This window comes from Haemophilus haemolyticus (assembly GCF_003493605.1).
In the GTDB taxonomy this organism is placed as follows: Bacteria; Pseudomonadota; Gammaproteobacteria; order Enterobacterales; family Pasteurellaceae; genus Haemophilus; species Haemophilus haemolyticus_J.
The window spans coordinates 14,849-32,433 of sequence record NZ_QQKA01000005.1; the positions used below are offsets into that span (position 1 = coordinate 14,849).

General features: G+C 38.3%; 14 protein-coding genes. 4 read left to right on the forward strand and 10 right to left on the reverse strand.

The features are described from left to right. Nucleotides 1–297: 297 nt before the first annotated feature. Both DV424_RS04785 and DV424_RS04790 read left to right on the forward strand, forming a co-directional pair. Nucleotides 298–576: a helix-turn-helix domain-containing protein gene (locus tag DV424_RS04785; RefSeq protein ID WP_012771639.1), complete on the forward strand. Its 279-nt coding sequence runs from the start codon at nt 298–300 to the stop codon at nt 574–576. Then, the gene (locus DV424_RS04790; protein WP_118859247.1) at nt 576–1,856 is read left to right on the forward strand and encodes a type II toxin-antitoxin system HipA family toxin; all 1,281 of its coding nucleotides are present in this window, start codon (nt 576–578) and stop codon (nt 1,854–1,856) included. Before DV424_RS04785 ends, DV424_RS04790 begins: the two co-directional genes overlap by 1 nt. An 82-nt stretch (nt 1,857–1,938) precedes the next feature. Here the strand turns inward: DV424_RS04790 and valS are convergent, their stop codons facing one another. The 5 genes from valS to DV424_RS04815 are packed head-to-tail and all read right to left on the reverse strand — an operon-like array spanning nt 1,939 to nt 6,988. After that, the gene (gene valS, locus DV424_RS04795; protein ID WP_118859248.1) at nt 1,939–4,803 is read right to left on the reverse strand and encodes a valine--tRNA ligase; all 2,865 of its coding nucleotides are present in this window, start codon (nt 4,801–4,803) and stop codon (nt 1,939–1,941) included. 26 nt (nt 4,804–4,829) lie between these two features. Next, nucleotides 4,830–5,678: a hypothetical protein gene (locus DV424_RS04800; protein ID WP_118859249.1), complete on the reverse strand. Its 849-nt coding sequence runs from the start codon at nt 5,676–5,678 to the stop codon at nt 4,830–4,832. Then, entirely contained in the window at nt 5,671–6,000 is a 330-nt protein-coding gene (gene yqfB / locus DV424_RS04805; protein ID WP_118859250.1) for a N(4)-acetylcytidine aminohydrolase, read from the reverse strand. Before yqfB ends, DV424_RS04800 begins: the two co-directional genes overlap by 8 nt. A 44-nt stretch (nt 6,001–6,044) precedes the next feature. Continuing rightward, nucleotides 6,045–6,536 carry a hypothetical protein gene (locus tag DV424_RS04810; RefSeq protein ID WP_105898505.1) on the reverse strand — a complete coding sequence of 164 codons (492 nt, stop codon included), beginning with the start codon at nt 6,534–6,536 and terminating at the stop codon, nt 6,045–6,047. A 17-nt stretch (nt 6,537–6,553) separates the two neighbouring features. Beyond that, a complete protein-coding gene (locus tag DV424_RS04815) occupies nt 6,554–6,988 on the reverse strand; it encodes a DNA polymerase III subunit chi (protein WP_105878327.1) in 435 nt (144 codons plus the stop codon). A gap of 234 nt (nt 6,989–7,222) precedes the next feature. On the opposite strand from DV424_RS04815, the gene fumC reads away from it, so the two are divergent. After that, the gene (fumC, locus tag DV424_RS04820) at nt 7,223–8,617 is read left to right on the forward strand and encodes a class II fumarate hydratase (protein WP_112067373.1); all 1,395 of its coding nucleotides are present in this window, start codon (nt 7,223–7,225) and stop codon (nt 8,615–8,617) included. Nucleotides 8,618–8,744: 127 nt separating this feature from the next. After that, a complete protein-coding gene (locus DV424_RS04825) occupies nt 8,745–9,353 on the forward strand; it encodes a chalcone isomerase family protein (RefSeq protein ID WP_112067374.1) in 609 nt (202 codons plus the stop codon). A 100-nt stretch (nt 9,354–9,453) separates the two neighbouring features. Here DV424_RS04825 and rnm read toward each other — a convergent pair whose 3' ends face one another. The 5 genes from rnm to pepN form a co-directional block, all read right to left on the reverse strand. Further along, nucleotides 9,454–10,278 (reverse strand): RNase RNM, encoded by an 825-nt coding sequence (rnm, locus tag DV424_RS04830; RefSeq protein ID WP_118859251.1) that lies wholly within the window; start codon nt 10,276–10,278, stop codon nt 9,454–9,456. Then, the gene (gene pyrD / locus DV424_RS04835; RefSeq protein ID WP_118859252.1) at nt 10,278–11,297 is read right to left on the reverse strand and encodes a quinone-dependent dihydroorotate dehydrogenase; all 1,020 of its coding nucleotides are present in this window, start codon (nt 11,295–11,297) and stop codon (nt 10,278–10,280) included. The genes rnm and pyrD overlap by 1 nt, the downstream gene beginning before the upstream one ends. A gap of 181 nt (nt 11,298–11,478) precedes the next feature. After that, a complete protein-coding gene (gene metE / locus DV424_RS04840; protein ID WP_118859253.1) occupies nt 11,479–13,749 on the reverse strand; it encodes a 5-methyltetrahydropteroyltriglutamate--homocysteine S-methyltransferase in 2,271 nt (756 codons plus the stop codon). Nucleotides 13,750–13,948: 199 nt separating this feature from the next. Continuing rightward, nucleotides 13,949–14,809: a BRO family protein gene (locus DV424_RS04845; RefSeq protein ID WP_118859254.1), complete on the reverse strand. Its 861-nt coding sequence runs from the start codon at nt 14,807–14,809 to the stop codon at nt 13,949–13,951. A 33-nt stretch (nt 14,810–14,842) separates the two neighbouring features. Then, a complete protein-coding gene (gene pepN / locus DV424_RS04850) occupies nt 14,843–17,452 on the reverse strand; it encodes an aminopeptidase N (RefSeq protein WP_118859255.1) in 2,610 nt (869 codons plus the stop codon). Nucleotides 17,453–17,585: the final 133 nt, after the last annotated feature.

The window sequence follows — 17,585 nt, forward strand, 5'->3', positions numbered from 1 at the left end:
GAGCCTACTTTTTTATTTCAATTTATACCTCTCAATCTCTCTAATTTTTCTAATCTAAAGCAATATTTCTCTTATCTTTTTGTTTAATAGCTATCTCTATAACAATGTAAAAAGTCTATTAATTGAATCGTTTAATTGTAATGTAGAAGATGATAGTGCAGTGGAAATTTTAATCTTTTATAAATTATATCTCATAGGATATAAAGAACAAACTATACTTTACAAGATATAAAATAAGATTTATACTTTATGGCGTATAAAACAATTTCTATACGCTATAGCGTATGAGGAGTCACAATGGTTATCACCACCGCAAAAATGCTTTCTCATGTCATTCGTGAATTTCGCTATCAAGGCGATCTGTCACAAACTGATGTTGCTAAACTCGCTGGAACTACCCAAGCCAGAATTTCAGCGTTTGAGAATGAGCCAGAGCGTACTAAATTAGAAACGCTATTTAAAATTCTAGCAGGATTAGAACTAGAGCTTATTGTGCAACCGCGCAAAAAGTCATCTGATACTGCTCGCTCAATCAAAGAGCCAACAGCAACATACGATGACGACGAGGCATGGTGATGAGTAACTCTATTCTAAACGTTGCCATGAATGGCTTGTTAGTCGGTGAATGGCGAAAACTCACCAGTGGCGCAACCGAATTTCAGTATGTGGAAAAATGGCTTGAATCTGTTCGCTCGCGCCCTATTTCATTATCACTGCCCTTGTCGCACAAAATTTATCGAGGAGATTCCGTTTACAATTTCTTCGATAATCTCCTCCCCGACAATGAACAGATCCGTTCACGCATTCAACAACGTTTCCAAACATCAACGAAATCCCCATTTGATTTGCTTTCCGCGATTGGACAGGATTGTATTGGCGCAATTCAGCTTTATCAGGGGCAGAGCCGCTCGGTACGTCAAATTTATGCAGAACCACTAAATGACAAAGAGGTGGAAAACGTGCTGAAAAACTACCGCACTTTTCCTCTCGGCATGGAAGAAAGCGAGGATTTCCGAATTTCTTTGGCCGGCGCTCAGGAAAAAACAGCGCTACTTTATTATCAGAATCAATGGCAGCGCCCTTTGCATTCCACCGCGACCAGTCATATTTTTAAGCTCCCGATTGGTATGGTGGCACAAGGGCAACTTGATCTTTCCGGCAGCTGTGAAAATGAATGGCTTTGCTTGAATATTATGAAAGCCTTCGGTTTGCCGGTTCCTCGAAGTCAAATTCAGTATTTTGGTGAAATGAAAGTACTGATTGTGGAGCGCTTTGATCGTCGTTGGTCTGAAAATAGGAGTTGGCTAATTCGTTTACCACAAGAAGATATGTGCCAAGCACTCAACATCGCTCCTGCACGAAAATATGAAAATGACGGTGGTCCGAGCATTCTGCAAATTATGTCGCTCCTCAACGGTTCATCCAACGCCCAAGCAGATCGCAAGCAGTTTTTTAAAGCACAAATTATTTTCTGGCTACTTTGTGCCATTGACGGTCATGGCAAAAACTTCAGTTTATTTTTGGAACAAGAGAATCGCTATCGTCTAACGCCTTTTTATGACGTGATGTCCGCCTATCCGCTCATCAAACACAACGGACTACAAAAGCAAAAAGTCAAAATGGCAATGGCGTGGCACGGCGAAAACAAACATTATTTATGGGATAAAATACAACTCCGCCACATTTTCAATACGGCTAAACTCGCAGGCTTGGCAAAGGAAACGGTAGAAGACATTTTGCATGAGATCTGTGCACTATATCCAAGAGTCAGTGAAATAAATACCTATGGATTGCCTGATGAAATTGTCGAGCCTATTTTAATGGGATTAGAAATGCAGATGAAAAAGATAAGTTAAAAAAGTGCGATGAAAATTCACCATACTTTTTAATTGCTGAAAAGAAAAAACGTCGGAGAAACCGACGTTTTTATTATTGAAATTAAAGTGCCTCAATCGCCTTATACTGCTCTTGGATTTTTTCTAATCCTGATTGGTATTCCGCTTGTTTTTCACGTTCTTTCGCAATTACCGCTTCTGGCGCTTTAGCTACAAAAGCTTCATTGCTAAGTTTATTCTCGATGCGTTTAACTTCGTTTTGATATTTTTCAATCTCTTTAGTTAAACGAGCAAGTTCCGCTTCTTTATTGATAAAGCCAGCCATTGGCACGAGTAACTCAGCATTGCCAACGAGTTTCGCTACCGCAAGTGGTGCTGTTTCGTTTGCGGCTAACACTTGAACGTTGTCTAATTTCGCCATGGCTTTCAAAAGAGCGGTCTGTTTTTCAAGAATTTTTGCATTTTCTGCACTTAAATTACGGAATAACAGATCTAAACCTTTACTTGGTGCGATGTTGCTTTCTGCACGAATATTACGCACCGCAACGATCACTTCTTTTAACCACTCAATTTCAGCTTCCGCCTCTAGATCAAAGCCGCTCTCTTCCACTTGTGGGAAAGGTTGTAACATAATGCTGTCTGCAGTGATGTCCATAAATCCTTTCACTTTTTGCCAAATTTCTTCGGTAATAAATGGAATCAGCGGATGTGCTAAACGTAATAATTTTTCTAACACGTGAACCAAGGTTTGGCTTGCCGCACGGATTTGTGCTGCATTGCCGTTTGCAAATACTGGTTTAGTCAATTCCAAATACCAGTCACAGAATTGGTTCCAAGTAAACTCATAAATCGCATTGGCACAAAGGTCGAAACGATATTGGCTTAATGAATTACGGAAAGTTTCCACTGTGCGATTGAATTCTGATTGAATCCAACGGTCTGCCACGGAAAATTCAATTTCGCCTTCGCTTAAATCTAATTTTTCATTCGTTAAGACGAAACGGCTTGCATTCCACAATTTGTTACAGAAATTACGGTAGCCCTCTAAACGTTTCATATCCCAGTTAATATCGCGACCGTTTGAAGCTAACGCAGCTAATGTAAAACGCAATGCATCTGTACCGTGAGCCGCAATACCTTCAGCAAATTCTTTGCGCGTTGCTTTAGCAATTTTCTCTGCTAATTGCGGCTGCATCATGTTGCCAGTACGTTTTTCAAGTAAATCTTCAAGGCTAATACCGTCAATCATATCGATTGGGTCAAGCACGTTACCTTTCGATTTCGACATTTTTTGACCTTGTTCATCACGGATCAAGCCTGTTACATACACGGTTTTGAATGGCACTTGTGGTTTGCCGTTTTCATCTTTTATGAAGTGCATCGTAAACATAATCATACGTGCAACCCAGAAGAAAATGATGTCAAAGCCTGTAATTAACACATCCGTTGGATGGAACATTTTGAGCTCTTTAGTTTGCTCTGGCCAACCTAAAGTAGAGAACGTCCATAAACCTGATGAGAACCATGTGTCTAACACGTCTTCATCTTGTTTGAGTTCAACCGCAGAATCTAAGTTATATTTTGACCGCACTTCTTCTTCGTTACGCGCGACATAAACATTACCTTCCGCGTCATACCACGCTGGAATACGGTGTCCCCACCAAAGTTGGCGAGAGATACACCAATCTTGGATATCACGCATCCAAGAGAAATAAAGGTTTTCATATTGTTTCGGCACGAATTGGATTTCGCCGTCTTCCACCGCTTTAATCGCCACATCTGCAAGTGGTTTCACGCTCACATACCATTGGTCGGTTAGCATCGGCTCGATTGGCACGCCGCCACGGTCGCCATAAGGCACTTTCAAATCATGTGGTTTAATTTCGTCTAATAAACCAAGCGCTTCAAAATCTGCCACGATTTTCTTACGTGCAGCAAAACGCTCTAAGCCACGGTAATCCGCAGGAATAATCGCTTCATAGTCTGCAAGGGGTTTGCCGTCAGTACCGATAATTTCCGCTTCATCACGAATATCTGCATTTAAAGTTAATACATTAACCATTGGCAAGCCGTGACGTTTACCCACTTCGTAGTCATTGAAGTCATGAGCTGGGGTAATTTTCACTACACCAGTACCGAATTCACGATCAACATATTCATCGGCAATAATTGGAATCTCACGGTTTGCAAGCGGTAGAATTACCGTCTTACCTTGCAAATCTTTGTAACGTTCATCTTCAGGATGCACAGCCACCGCCGTATCGCCCAACATAGTTTCTGGACGAGTGGTTGCCACCACTAAATAATCTTTACCATCTGCCGTTTTCGCACCGTTTGCTAACGGGTAACGGAAGTGCCAAAGCGAACCTTTGCTTTCTTTATTTTCAACTTCTAAATCTGAAATCGCAGTGTGAAGTTTTGGATCCCAGTTTACTAAGCGTTTTCCACGGTAAATCAAACCTTCTTCGTGCAAGCGAACAAACACTTCTTTTACCGCATTGGATAAACCCTCGTCCATGGTAAAACGCTCACGTTCCCAGTCGATGGAGTTACCTAAACGGCGCATTTGTTGGCTGATTGTGCCACCTGAATAAGCTTTCCAGTCCCAAATTTTGTTGATGAACGCTTCGCGACCATAATCGTGGCGAGTTTTGCCTTCTTCTGCGGCAATTTTACGTTCCACCACCATTTGGGTTGCAATACCTGCGTGGTCTGTCCCCACTTGCCATAAGGTGTTATGCCCTTCCATACGGTTAAAACGGATCAAAGTATCCATTAAAGTTTGTTGGAAAGCATGCCCCATGTGCAAAGAACCTGTTACATTCGGTGGTGGAATTGCAATGCAATAGCTTGGCGCATTTTCATTTTCAGACGGTTTAAAATAACCGCTCTCTTCCCAATGTTGATAAAGGGCTTGTTCTACCGTAGACGGATTAAAACGGTCTGCCATTTCGAATTTTTGTGTCATTGTTGCTATTCTCTTTAATTAAACATTTATATAGACCGAGAAATAGATGATTCTGAGTTAGATAATAAAGTAGGTATTAATCTCTCAGAAAAGCCAGCTAATATACATACCATGAGTATGCCCATAATACTATTCTCGAAAAATTTTATTTTTATAATTTCAGAATTAAGTATAAGTAAAAATATTGTTGAAGAAGTGAACCCCAACAATAATTTTTGAAAACCTAACAAAAAGTATAGATTACATTTATCAAATTCATGTAAATTTCTTGTTTTCAATGAAATAAACAAACTCATTAGCGCACCTAAAGATGTACCAAAAGAGATTAAACAAAAATACTCTATAAGACTAATTTTAATTTCAGAATCAACAAATAACGATGTACACCAATTTATTATGAAAGGAACCATGATAAATATCAAAAACGGAATCATCATAGATATAGAATTAAGAAGAGTAGACCTATTCTTAGCAAAGATATCCTTTGCTATCTTTTTAAACTCCTCTCCTCTATCATTGGGATCTATATTTTCATAATCATCTAAATAAGCAGATAAAGTCTGCCCTATTAGATTTTTATTTTCCTCATAATTGTCTGTGTGTAATAGTGCGGACTTAGATTTTATATACTCACTTTTAACATGATTGTATTTTTTTATAATCTTTTTTTCTAAATCTTTATCATATGAATCGACTATAATTCGGATTCTATTCTGAAGGGATTGCTCATCAATCTCATAAATAACAAATTGATCTCTCTTAGATATAACCCCTGTTATTTTATAACCAACACTATCTTCAACGCCTATTTTGTATCTTTTTAGTTCTTCAGTAGGATCATGAGTATGACCTTTCTTATTACATAATTTAATCATCAAAAATATCCTTAAGTAAAATAAAATCTATTAGATAAAATCGTTCTTCATTCGGATAAATCCCCCGAATCACCTCTTTCAGCTCATCCAACCCCATATTTTCCTGAGCGGCATGTTGTTCCGTCAGTTCATCAAGAGTAATCGACGACACACTTAACACTTCAATAGTGCAGAAGTATTGATTGTCTTCAAACCGCCCCACTCGTAAAATATCGCCTGTTTTAAAATGGCTTTCGGATTTGTCCCGAATGGTGATAGTTTTACGCCCAGCGAGAATATCGGCTTCAAAACGTTGGTAAAAAGTGATGTCATTTGGTTGCATTTTGATCCTTAAAGAGCGGTTGGGTTTTAGAAAGTTTTATAAAACTATCTCAATTCTTTCTTTAAACGATCAATTTCATTTAATAGACGATATTCTTCTTGATGGCAAAAACTCTCTGAGCCAAGTTTTTCCCCTTCACTAGTACAACGAACTTGCTGATATTGTTGTTCTAGTATTTGTAATATTTTTCGTTTTTCTGTATTTGAATCATTCGTCTGCTTTATTTTAGCTGGAGCTGACGATACTTTAGATGAAACTTGAGCTTCTTGTGTTTTTTGTTGAGTGGTCATATCTTCGGTTTTTTCAGCTTCAACCATTTTTTCGGCTTCAACAGCTTCAGATTTCTTATCTGTAGCAGAAGTTTTATCCTTATTTTCCTCTAAAATAATAGCTTCCTTTTTAACATCTTGCTTTGCTGTTTGTTGAGTTTCTTCAACTTTAGGTGTGGCTTCAACTTTATTTTCTTGTTTTTCACAAGCTGAAATCATCAATACTGCTATTCCTAATAATCCTAAGCAAAATTTGGTTTTCTTCATAATTACTCCATTTTTATTTATGCTATATTTTCAGTGGAAAGTGCCCATCCCAACGCTCTTAACTGTTTATAACGTTCTCGAGCTTGTGTTTTTAAGACGTCATCTTTCGGCACAAAATCAATAAGTTGGGTAAAACTATGGCTAAAATCTGGGATTTCTTGTTGCAAATTAATTAGCACATCACGGCGTTGTAAATTTCGTTTCCCAAGCCATGAAATCTCAATCGGTGTGGGATATTGTGTGGCTTCCCCCGATAAATTATGCGGTACAAATTCATTAGGATCTCGTCGCCACAAAAGTTCATCAATTTCTAATGCTTGGCTCTCACTTTCGCAACTAATTAGTACTTTTTTCCCTGAACGCCATATTGAGGCAGCAAGATTACAGGCTATTTCTTCGACAGTTAAAGTACAATTTTCAGTAAGAATATAAAATTGTGCAGTTTTTGCCATTTTAACCCCGTTATTTTCTCAATCTAGCCCCATACAAATTTAAGGATTTTAACGAAAAAACCTTGGAAGATAAATAATTAAATAGATATTATTAAAAATGTCTGAAAATCCACCGCACTTTTATGATCTATGTCACAAAACTGATTTTTAACGTTTTTGTTACGTTCCACTCATAACTCGGAAGTGTTAAAATCAATTCAGTTTTAATTTTCATTCAATTCATAGGAGTACAGAATGGCATTTCGTATTGAAAAAGACACAATGGGTGAAGTTCAAGTTCCAGTAGATAAATATTGGGCTGCACAAACTGAGCGTTCACGCAATAACTTTAAAATTGGTCCTGCCGCATCAATGCCACATGAAATTATCGAGGCTTTTGGCTATTTGAAAAAAGCAGCTGCATTTGCTAATCATGATTTAGGTGTATTACCTCTTGAAAAACGTGATTTAATTGCTCAGGCTTGTGACGAAATTTTAGCAAATAAATTAGACGATCAATTCCCACTTGTTATTTGGCAAACCGGTTCTGGTACACAATCTAATATGAATGTGAACGAAGTAGTGGCAAATCGTGCGCATGTGCTAAACGGTGGAAAATTAGGCGAAAAATCAATCATTCATCCAAATGATGATGTGAATAAATCACAATCTTCAAACGATACTTTCCCAACGGCAATGCACATTGCGGCATATAAAAAAGTAGTTGAGCACACTATTCCTTGTGTTGAACGTTTACAAAAAACTTTTGCGGCAAAATCTGAAGCTTTCAAAAACGTGGTAAAAATTGGTCGCACTCACTTAATGGATGCAACGCCACTCACATTAGGTCAAGAATTTTCAGCTTATGCTGCTCAATTAGATTTCGGCTTAAAAGCATTAAAAAATACCCTTCCACATTTAAGTCAATTAGCATTGGGTGGTACAGCGGTTGGTACAGGTTTGAACACGCCGAAAGGCTATGATGTGAAAGTGGCAGATTACATAGCAAAATTCACCGCACTTCCGTTTGTCACCGCAGATAATAAATTTGAAGCATTAGCCGCTCATGATGCGATTGTTGAAACTCACGGTGCATTACGTCAATTAGCAATGAGTTTATTTAAAATTGCGAACGATATTCGTCTATTAGCATCAGGCCCTCGTTCAGGGATTGGCGAAATTTTAATTCCTGAAAATGAACCGGGTTCTTCAATTATGCCGGGTAAAGTAAACCCAACTCAATGTGAAGCGATGACCATGGTTTGCGCACAAGTATTTGGTAACGATACCACAATCGCATTTGTAGGTTCACAAGGTCACTTCCAATTAAATGTGTTCAACCCAGTGATGATTGCAAACTTCTTACAATCTGCTCAATTATTGGGTGATGCTTGCGTATCTTTCGATGAACACTGTGCAGTGGGTATTGAACCAAACTATCCTCGAATTAAACAACAACTTGAAAATTCACTAATGTTGGTAACCGCACTTAATACGCATATTGGCTATGAAAACGCAGCTAAAATTGCAAAAACGGCGCACAAAAATGGCACAACATTGCGTGAAGAAGCAATTAATTTAGGTTTAGTTTCTGCCGAAGATTTTGATAAATGGGTTCGCCCTGAAGATATGGTGGGTAGCTTAAAATAATTCATCGTATAAATTAACATTACAACGATCAAAGGCGAGTAAAATTACTCGCCTTTTTACTGATTTCTAATTTGCTTTTTGATGCGGTTTGTTATAATCAACACAATTTTATTCACGGCAATTTATTATGAAAATGAAATCCCTTTTTGTGGCAATAATCACGTTTTTTTCTGCCGCACCTTTTGCCCATTGGCAACCTATCGGAAATGCCGAATACACTTGGGGGCCGTTCCATGTTTATACCATTGGTTTATTTTCCGAAACGGGCACTTATCAAGAAAATGAACGTCCATTAATGCTCTCTTTCAAATATGAAAAACCCATTGAAGGAAAAAATTTTGCGATTACCCTGATTAAAGAAATCGAAACCTTAAAACTTAATGATGGCGATACTCAAAGCTGGCTAAAAGAAATGCAGGCAACCTTTCCTGATTTTTCCCCAAACGATATATTGAACTATATTGCCTTACCCGATAAAGGTTACTTTGTATTAAATGATACTGTGCTGGAACACGATTTTGATGCTAAATTTAATCAAGCGTTTATCGGCATTTGGCTTGCACCAAATAGTACTTTTGTAAAACTGCAACCACAATTATTAGGCAAAACGAAAAGCAATCATGAAGCGACTGAATTTTATCTCAAACCTGAAAGTGTATCCGTTGATGAACAAGATTCAATGCCTGAATTACCGCCACATTATTTATTAGATAATCAGAAAAAATCCGAAGGATAAATTCAGTTTTTTATATTTTGAACCATAAAAAATACCTGTTTCCGAATAACGTTTATTATCAAGAAAACAGGTATTTATTATTTGAACATTCTCTATCTGACTAAAATTTTTCCCAAACAGGGATAACTCCATCAACTAAATCTAAATTTTTTCCTAACTCTACCCAACCACAAGGAAAATGAAAATCGGATCCAACCGATCCCAGCAGATCAAATTCTTTTGCCCAACGAGCAAGCATTTGACGCTGATCTTTTGCCTGACTACAATCCGCCATTTCCATGCCATCACCACCCCAAGCTTTAAAATCGGTTATCAACTTACGCACCCATTTCCCCGTCATGTTATAACGTAACGGATGGGCAATAACGGATATACCGCCTGCTGCATGGATTGTCTCAATCGCGGTGGGAATATCTGTCCATTCTGATTTGACAAATGCCGATTTTCCTTGCCCTAAATAGCGTTTAAAGGCCTGACCATCATTAGATACCTTACCAATCTGCACCAAATAACGTGCGTAATGAGCACGCGTCACTTCTCCATCAGCTAAAGCCTTTGCTCCTTCATAAGCATTAGGAATACCTGCTTTTTCTAATTTATCGCCAATTTCCACCGCTCTTTTTTCACGTAATGCTTTTTGGCTTTGCAAAAGTGCGGTCATTTTGGGATGAGTTTTATCGAAGTTTAATCCTACAATATGGATCCCTCGCCCTTCCCAATTTGTGGAAATTTCTACTCCAGTAATTAATTCAATGCCTACTTCTTTCGCTGCAGTCTCAGCTTCATCAATACCTGCAATCGTATCGTGATCGCATAATGCCAACACGTTCACGCCTTGAACATAAGCACGATGCACTAATTCCGTTGGACTCAACACCCCATCTGATGCGGTGCTGTGACAATGTAAGTCGTATTTTTTTGTCATTATTTAATATTTTTTACTAATTCTTTTACTAATTTTGGACCGTGATAAATCAATCCTGAATAAACTTGTAACAACTCGGCACCAGCCTCAATTTTCTCTTGCGCATTTTGCAAACCATCAATGCCACCGCTACCAATAATCGGAATCTGACCTTTCAGTTCTTGATGTAATCGCTTAATAATCTCCGTGCTTTTATGCTGCAACGGCTTTCCACTTAATCCGCCTTGCTGTTCCGCATTTTTCATCCCCATCACAGTATCTCGAGAAATTGTAGTATTCGTTGCAATAACCCCATCCATTTTATGACGAACTAACGTATCCGCAATTTGCACTAATTCACTTTCCGTTAAATCTGGTGCAATTTTTACTGCAATCGGCACATATTTATTATATTGGTTTGCCAAAATAGCCTGACGATCCTTAATGCTACACAATAAATCATCGAAATAATCACCATATTGTAACTGACGCAAATCTGGTGTATTGGGTGATGAAATATTTACCGTAATGTAACCAGCGTAGTTATAGGCTTTGTTCAAACAGAAAATATAATCATCTTTGCCTTGTTCCAAAGGCGTAAATTTATTCTTACCAATATTGATACCAATCACGCCTTGATAACGGGCGTTTTTCACATTTTCTATAAGATAGTCAATACCATTATTATTAAAGCCATTACGGTTAATAATGCCTTCGGCTTCAATCAAACGAAACTGACGCGGCTTTGCATTCCCATCTTGTGCAACGGGCGTGACTGTTCCTACCTCGAGAAAACCAAAACCCAATGCACCGAAACCATTAATTGCATCTCCATTTTTATCTGCTCCTGCTGCCAATCCAATGGGATTAGGGAAATTTACACCCATTACCGTTTTCGGAAAGCCGTTGGGAGCATGAATAAGAGATTTTAAGATCGGTTGAAATAAAGGATTACCAGCTAATTTCAAGCATTGAATCGTGAAATTATGAGCCTTTTCAGCATCCATTTGGAAAATGCCGTGACGGAATAATTGATACATACTCGTTTATCTCTCGGGATAGTTTACTGTAAGAAAGTACGGTTAATTTTCACCGCACTTTAAAGGTAGGATTGCTCGTATTCTACGAGGAACAAAGATGATGTGCAAATAAAAAACCGAACCCAATCGGATTCGGCTTTAATTATGTTGTATTTGAAAATTATTCTTTCTGTATTATTACTTATGCTAATTCCGCACGTAATTTTTTGGTTACATCCACCATCACTTTTAGTTGATCGATAGTTTCTGTCCAGCCGCGAGTTTTTAAGCCGCAGTCTGGGTTTACCCATAAACGTTCTTTTGGAATTACTTTTAACGCTTTGCGTAATAAGTGTTCAATTTCACCTGCGGTTGGTACACGTGGACTGTGGATATCATACACACCTGGACCGATGTCATTCGGGTAGTTGAATTTCACGAAGGCATCTAATAATTCCATATCTGAACGTGAAGTTTCGATGGTAATTACGTCCGCATCTAATGCTGCAATCGCAGGTAAGATGTCGTTAAACTCGGAATAACACATGTGAGTGTGAATTTGTGTATCATCTTGCACGCCCATTGAGCTTAAACGGAATGCTTCGCCTGCCCATTGTAAATATGCGTCCCAATCAGCGCGTTTGAGCGGTAAACCTTCACGAATGGCTGGCTCATCAATTTGAATGACTTTAATGCCTGCTGCTTCTAAATCTAACACTTCATCAGATAATGCTACGCCGATTTGTTTACATACGGTTGAACGTGGAATATCGTTACGCACGAATGACCATTGTAAAATAGTCACAGGGCCGGTTAACATCCCTTTCATCACACGGTTTGTGAGGCTTTGTGCATATTGTGACCAACGTACTGTCATTGGCTCTGGGCGAGTTACATCGCCGTAAATTACTGGTGGTTTTACACAACGTGAACCGTAGCTTTGTACCCAACCAAACTTGGTGAACGCGAAACCATCTAATAATTCCCCAAAGTATTCCACCATGTCGTTACGTTCTGCTTCGCCGTGAACTAACACATCTAAATCTAATTCTTCTTGGCGACGTACTACATATTCGATCTCTTTTTTCATCGCTGCTTCGTAATCTGCAAGGGATAATTCACCTTTTTTGAAACTTGCACGTGCGTGACGAATTTCTGTCGTTTGCGGGAATGACCCAATGTTTGTAGTTGGCAGAAGTGGTAAATTTAACCACGCATTTTGCTTAACAATACGTTCTGCAAATGGCGATTTACGTTGATCCGCACCTTTTGGTAAGTTTGCTAATCGTTCTGCCACTTCAGGACGATGAATTTCTTTTGAGGTTGCGCGTGCATCTGCTGCCGCTTGGCTTGCATCTAATGCTGCTTGTACAGACGCTCTTCCATGATTTAACGCTTGTTTTAATACATTTAATTCTTCTACTTTTTGTAGCGTGAAAGATAACCAGCTGTAAAGTGCAGGATTTTTCTCTTTTAATTGCACTTCCACTTCTAAGTCAAATGGGGTGTGCAATAATGAACAGCTTGGTGCAATCCATAAACGCTCGCCTAATTTCGCTTTTAATGGCTCTAATACATCTAACACTTTGTTTAAGTTTGCACGCCAGATATTACGACCTTCAATCACACCAGCTGATAACACTTTGCTGTAATCTTCAAATGCCGCAAGCTGTTCTGGTGCACGCACTAAATCTAAATGCAAGCCTGCAACAGGTAAGGCTTTTAATAACTCAGCGTGTTGTGCAACGGAACCAAAATAGGTGGCTAATAATAATTTTGCGTTCACTTTGCTTAATTCAGCGTAAACAGATTTATAGGCTTCAACCCATTCTGCAGGTAAATCTAATGCTAATGCAGGTTCATCAATTTGAATCCACTCTGCCCCTTCAGCGACTAGTGCGTTTAAGATTTCAACATAAACAGGCACTAATTGATTTAATAAATCGAAACGGTTAAATGCTTCGCCTTTTTCTTTACCTAACCATAAGAATGTTAATGGACCAACAATCACCGGTTTGAAATTTAAACCTAATGCTTTTGCTTCACGGATTTGGTTTACATAATGCGCTGGGTTAGCTTTGAAAGAGGTCGATTTTTGGAACTCAGGCACAAGATAGTGATAGTTCGTATCAAACCATTTGGTCATTTCAATTGCGAATTGATCTTTGTTACCACGTGCAAGTTGGAAATATTGATCAAGGGTTAAATTTTGGCTATCAAAACCAAAACGAGCAGGAATTGCCCCTGTTGCCACTTGTAAATCTAAAATATGATCGTAGAACGTGAAATCGCCCACGGCAACGAAATCCGCATTCGCCGCTGCTTGATGTTTCCAGTTTTTTTCACGCAATGCTTTCGCTAAATCTAATAAATCTTGCTCGGCTAATTCTTTACGCCAATAACGTTCTTGTGCGAATTTTAATTCACGTTTTGCCCCTACACGAGGAAAGCCTAAAATATGTGATGTTGTCATAATAACTCCCGTTTTAAAGTAATCTTCTTAATCATTTAGACGGCTAAACGTCTGTACGAGTATAGAATGCGTCATCTCAATATATTATGCAAACTTATTATTTTCAGGATTTGCATGAAATAAATTAATATTGAAATCTCATATAAAATAAAGGGGCATACTAAATGCCCCAAAAACTATTGCAAAATTTACCGCACTTTTATGCGTTTTCATCCTTATGCTGAATTTCTTTTATTACATCGCCAATTAATCGACCAAAATCAACGGCATTTTTAGAAGTAATAACAGGCTGTCCCGTTTCTTGTTCTAACGTCTCTTTCGCAATTTTTGCGACATTACCTCCCCTTTTAGCGACTCTTTTATTTTCTTCAAAACCTTGAGGATTTGATGTATTAGCAATATCTTTGGTAGCGGTTTCTGCAAGCATATTTAAGATTAATTCAGTGGTGGACATATTGTCTCTTAAATTTTGTTTTTTCAGCCCTTTAAAATCTTTATATTCTCTTGTCGTCATTCCACTCCATGCTTTAGAGATTTCATTGGTAAGAATGGCATATTCTTTCCCTTCAGCTACGCCATGAGCTTGCCAAGTATCTGTAAGCTCTTTTCTTACTTGTATGGCTTGCAGCCTTTGATTAATCCATTCTCGGCTATAACCTTTTTGAAGATAAGTTTCTAAGGCTCTATCAATGGTTAATTCAGGATCAATGATCTCATCAATTCTGTCTTTACCGACTTCAGCTAACCACATTTTGAAAGGTTCCGCTTTAGGTGAGGGAACAGATTGAATAATGCGGAAAATGCCTTGCATATCAGCAACATCAGTTTTGTACATTTTACCGTCTTTAGGTGATTTCATTTTCAGTTGGCTACAAATTGTAGCCAACTCATTTCCTTCTTTTTTAAGCCTTGTTTTTAACACACTCCAATATTTTCTTGGATTATCACTTTCAGTAAGGACACCTAAAATATCAATGATGCTAAAATACCATTCTTCTTTTTCATTATCCCAAGCAGAACGGATTTCATTTCCTTCAAATAATTTAATTTTATTATCCAAGCTAATTTTCCTTTTAATCTGTACCAACTCAACTTACTGCAACGCTTTCTCAATTTTTTCAAATAAATCTTTTGAAAGATTTTCTACAATACTTAGGCGTTCTAAAGCACGTTTCATGAGCGTTTGGCGTTGAGCATCAAAGCGAGAAAAACGAATTAATGGCTCGATTAAACGCGCAGCCACTTGTGGATTACTTTCATTTAAACGGATTAACACATCCGTTAAGAAACGATAGCCTGCTCCGCTTACATTGTGGAAGGCTTTTAAGTTGTGATTTGCAAAGCTACCTACTAATGCACGTAAACGGTTTGGATTATTAAAGTTAAAACTTGGGTGATCCATTAATAACTGAATAATTTCCAACACATTTTCATCTGGGCGAGTGGCTTGTAATACAAACCATTTATCCATCACTAATCCATCGTGTTGCCATTTTTGTTCAAAATCAGCTAACAATACATCTCTGCAAGGTAATGCCGCTTTAGTTGCAACACTTAATGCCGCCAATGTATCTGTCATATTATTCGCATTATTGTAGTGTTTTTGCACTAAGTTGTTACCCAAATTGGTGTAAGCCAAATAAGTTAAACAAAGATTTCGCATTGCACGTAAGGCGATGTCTTGCTGTGTAACTTGATATTCATCGAGACGAATATGGGTGTAAACACGCAAGAAATCATCTTTTAAAGTCTCGGCAATTTGTGCTTGCATAAATGCTCTTGCGGCTGAAATACCATCAGGATCAATAGTTTTGAAACCTTCCGCAAATTCCATTTCTTTTGGCAGCGTGAGAATTAATGTTGCCAGTTCAATATCTTTCTCATAATGGTTCAGAACATGAGAAAGTGCGGTCAAAATTTCAGGCGAAATTTCTAGTGGTTCGCCTTGTTGGAAACGCATAACATTACGACGTAATTCTTGCGTAAATAACATTTGTGCCGCATCCCAACGGATAAACTGATTATCTGCAAATTTCAGCAAGCCTAATAACTGCTCCGTTTTATAATCATAATCCAGTTTTACCGGTGCGGAGAAATCACATAGCAATGCGGGAATTGGACGACCATAAATGCCATGAAACTCGAAGACTTGGTCTTTTTCAGTGACATTTAATACATCACTCAAGAGTTCGCCATTATGTTGCAGCATTTGTTTCGTGCCGTTCGCATCATAAAGCGCCACTTTTAATGGAATATGTAAATTCACTTTTTCCATTTGATCTGCGGTTGGCGGTGTGGATTGTGAAACCGTTAAACGATAAGTATGCGTTTTTTCGTCATAAGCATCGCTAATCAATAATTCGGGTGTACCAGATTGGCTATACCAACGACGGAATTGTGCTAAATCAACGTCATTTGCACGTTCCATTGCAGAAACAAAATCTTCACAGGTTGCCGCTTTACCATCGTTTTCAGCAATATAGAGTTGCATCCCTTTTTGGAAACCTTGTTCACCTAATAAGGTGTGCAACATACGAATCACCTCTGCCCCTTTTTCATATACAGTCACGGTATAGAAGTTATTCATTTCAATGACTTTTTCAGGGCGAATTGGGTGTGACATTGGGCTTGAATCTTCGGCAAATTGTACGGTGCGTAAAAATTTCACATTATTAATGCGATTTACCGCACGCGAACCTGTATCTGAAGAAAATTCTTGATCACGGAAAACTGTTAAGCCTTCTTTCAAACTTAACTGGAACCAATCTCGGCAAGTCACACGATTGCCTGTCCAGTTATGGAAATATTCGTGTGCAATCACGCTTTCAATGGCGAGATAATCATCATCGGTTGCTGTTTGTGGATTTGCCAACACAAATTTAGAGTTAAAAATATTCAACCCTTTATTTTCCATGGCGCCCATATTGAAGAAGTCCACAGCAACAATCATGTAAATATCTAAATCGTATTCTAAATTAAAGCGATCTTCATCCCATTTCATCGCTTTTTTCAGACTTTCCATTGCCCAAGTTGCACGGTTAAGATTGCCACGATCCACATAAAGCTCTAACGCAACTTCTCGCCCACTTTTGGTGATGAATTTATCTTGTAATAAATCAAAATCCCCCGCTACTAAAGCAAATAAATAGCTTGGTTTCGGGAATGGGTCATTCCATTCAACCCAATGACGGCCATCCTCTAATTCACCACTTGCAATGCGGTTACCATTAGAAAGCAAGTAAGGATATTTAGTCTTATCTGCGGTAATTTTGGTTGTATAGCGCGCCAATACGTCTGGGCGATCAAGCATATAAGTGATTTGACGGAAACCTTCCGCCTCGCATTGCGTACAAATACCCTCTCCAGACTGATATAGACCTTGTAATGAAGTGTTTTCGGCTGGCACAAGGAACGTCACAATTTCAAGTTCAAATTCTTCCGCACTTTTACCTTTTAAATCGAGCGTTAAACTCTCGCCATCTTGTTGATAGGCAGAAAATGGCTCACCATTAAATTTAATAGAAGAAAACTGAAAACTATGCCCATCTAAACGTAAAGAAGTCGCTTCATCATTTAAGCGTTGGAATTTTGTGGTTGCAGTCACCACAGTATGTTTAGGATCAAGTTGAAAATCTAAATAAATGTCAGTGACAGTAAAATCTGGTTGTTTGTAATCTTTTCTATATTTTGCTTTGGCTAACATAATTTGCCCTATTCTTATAAAAATTGTGCCTAGGATAAAATTTTATCCTTAAAGTTGCAATGGTATTTTCCTATAAAAGCCATTTGGCAAACGTTTGCCTGATATATATAAGATGTGCTATTCTACGCCTCGT

What these genes read in the sequence shown, in the direction of transcription:
- valS (WP_118859248.1), bottom strand. Translation starts at nt 4,803, where the DNA reads ATGACACAAAAATTCGAAATGGCAGACCGTTTTAATCCGTCTACGGTA.
- rnm (WP_118859251.1), bottom strand. Translation starts at nt 10,278, where the DNA reads ATGACAAAAAAATACGACTTACATTGTCACAGCACCGCATCAGATGGG.
- fumC (WP_112067373.1), top strand. Translation starts at nt 7,223, where the DNA reads ATGGCATTTCGTATTGAAAAAGACACAATGGGTGAAGTTCAAGTTCCA.
- pyrD (WP_118859252.1), bottom strand. Translation starts at nt 11,297, where the DNA reads ATGTATCAATTATTCCGTCACGGCATTTTCCAAATGGATGCTGAAAAG.
- DV424_RS04825 (WP_112067374.1), top strand. Translation starts at nt 8,745, where the DNA reads ATGAAAATGAAATCCCTTTTTGTGGCAATAATCACGTTTTTTTCTGCC.
- DV424_RS04790 (WP_118859247.1), top strand. Translation starts at nt 576, where the DNA reads ATGAGTAACTCTATTCTAAACGTTGCCATGAATGGCTTGTTAGTCGGT.
- DV424_RS04810 (WP_105898505.1), bottom strand. Translation starts at nt 6,536, where the DNA reads ATGAAGAAAACCAAATTTTGCTTAGGATTATTAGGAATAGCAGTATTG.
- pepN (WP_118859255.1), bottom strand. Translation starts at nt 17,452, where the DNA reads ATGTTAGCCAAAGCAAAATATAGAAAAGATTACAAACAACCAGATTTT.
- DV424_RS04815 (WP_105878327.1), bottom strand. Translation starts at nt 6,988, where the DNA reads ATGGCAAAAACTGCACAATTTTATATTCTTACTGAAAATTGTACTTTA.
- DV424_RS04800 (WP_118859249.1), bottom strand. Translation starts at nt 5,678, where the DNA reads ATGATTAAATTATGTAATAAGAAAGGTCATACTCATGATCCTACTGAA.
- yqfB (WP_118859250.1), bottom strand. Translation starts at nt 6,000, where the DNA reads ATGCAACCAAATGACATCACTTTTTACCAACGTTTTGAAGCCGATATT.
- metE (WP_118859253.1), bottom strand. Translation starts at nt 13,749, where the DNA reads ATGACAACATCACATATTTTAGGCTTTCCTCGTGTAGGGGCAAAACGT.
- DV424_RS04785 (WP_012771639.1), top strand. Translation starts at nt 298, where the DNA reads ATGGTTATCACCACCGCAAAAATGCTTTCTCATGTCATTCGTGAATTT.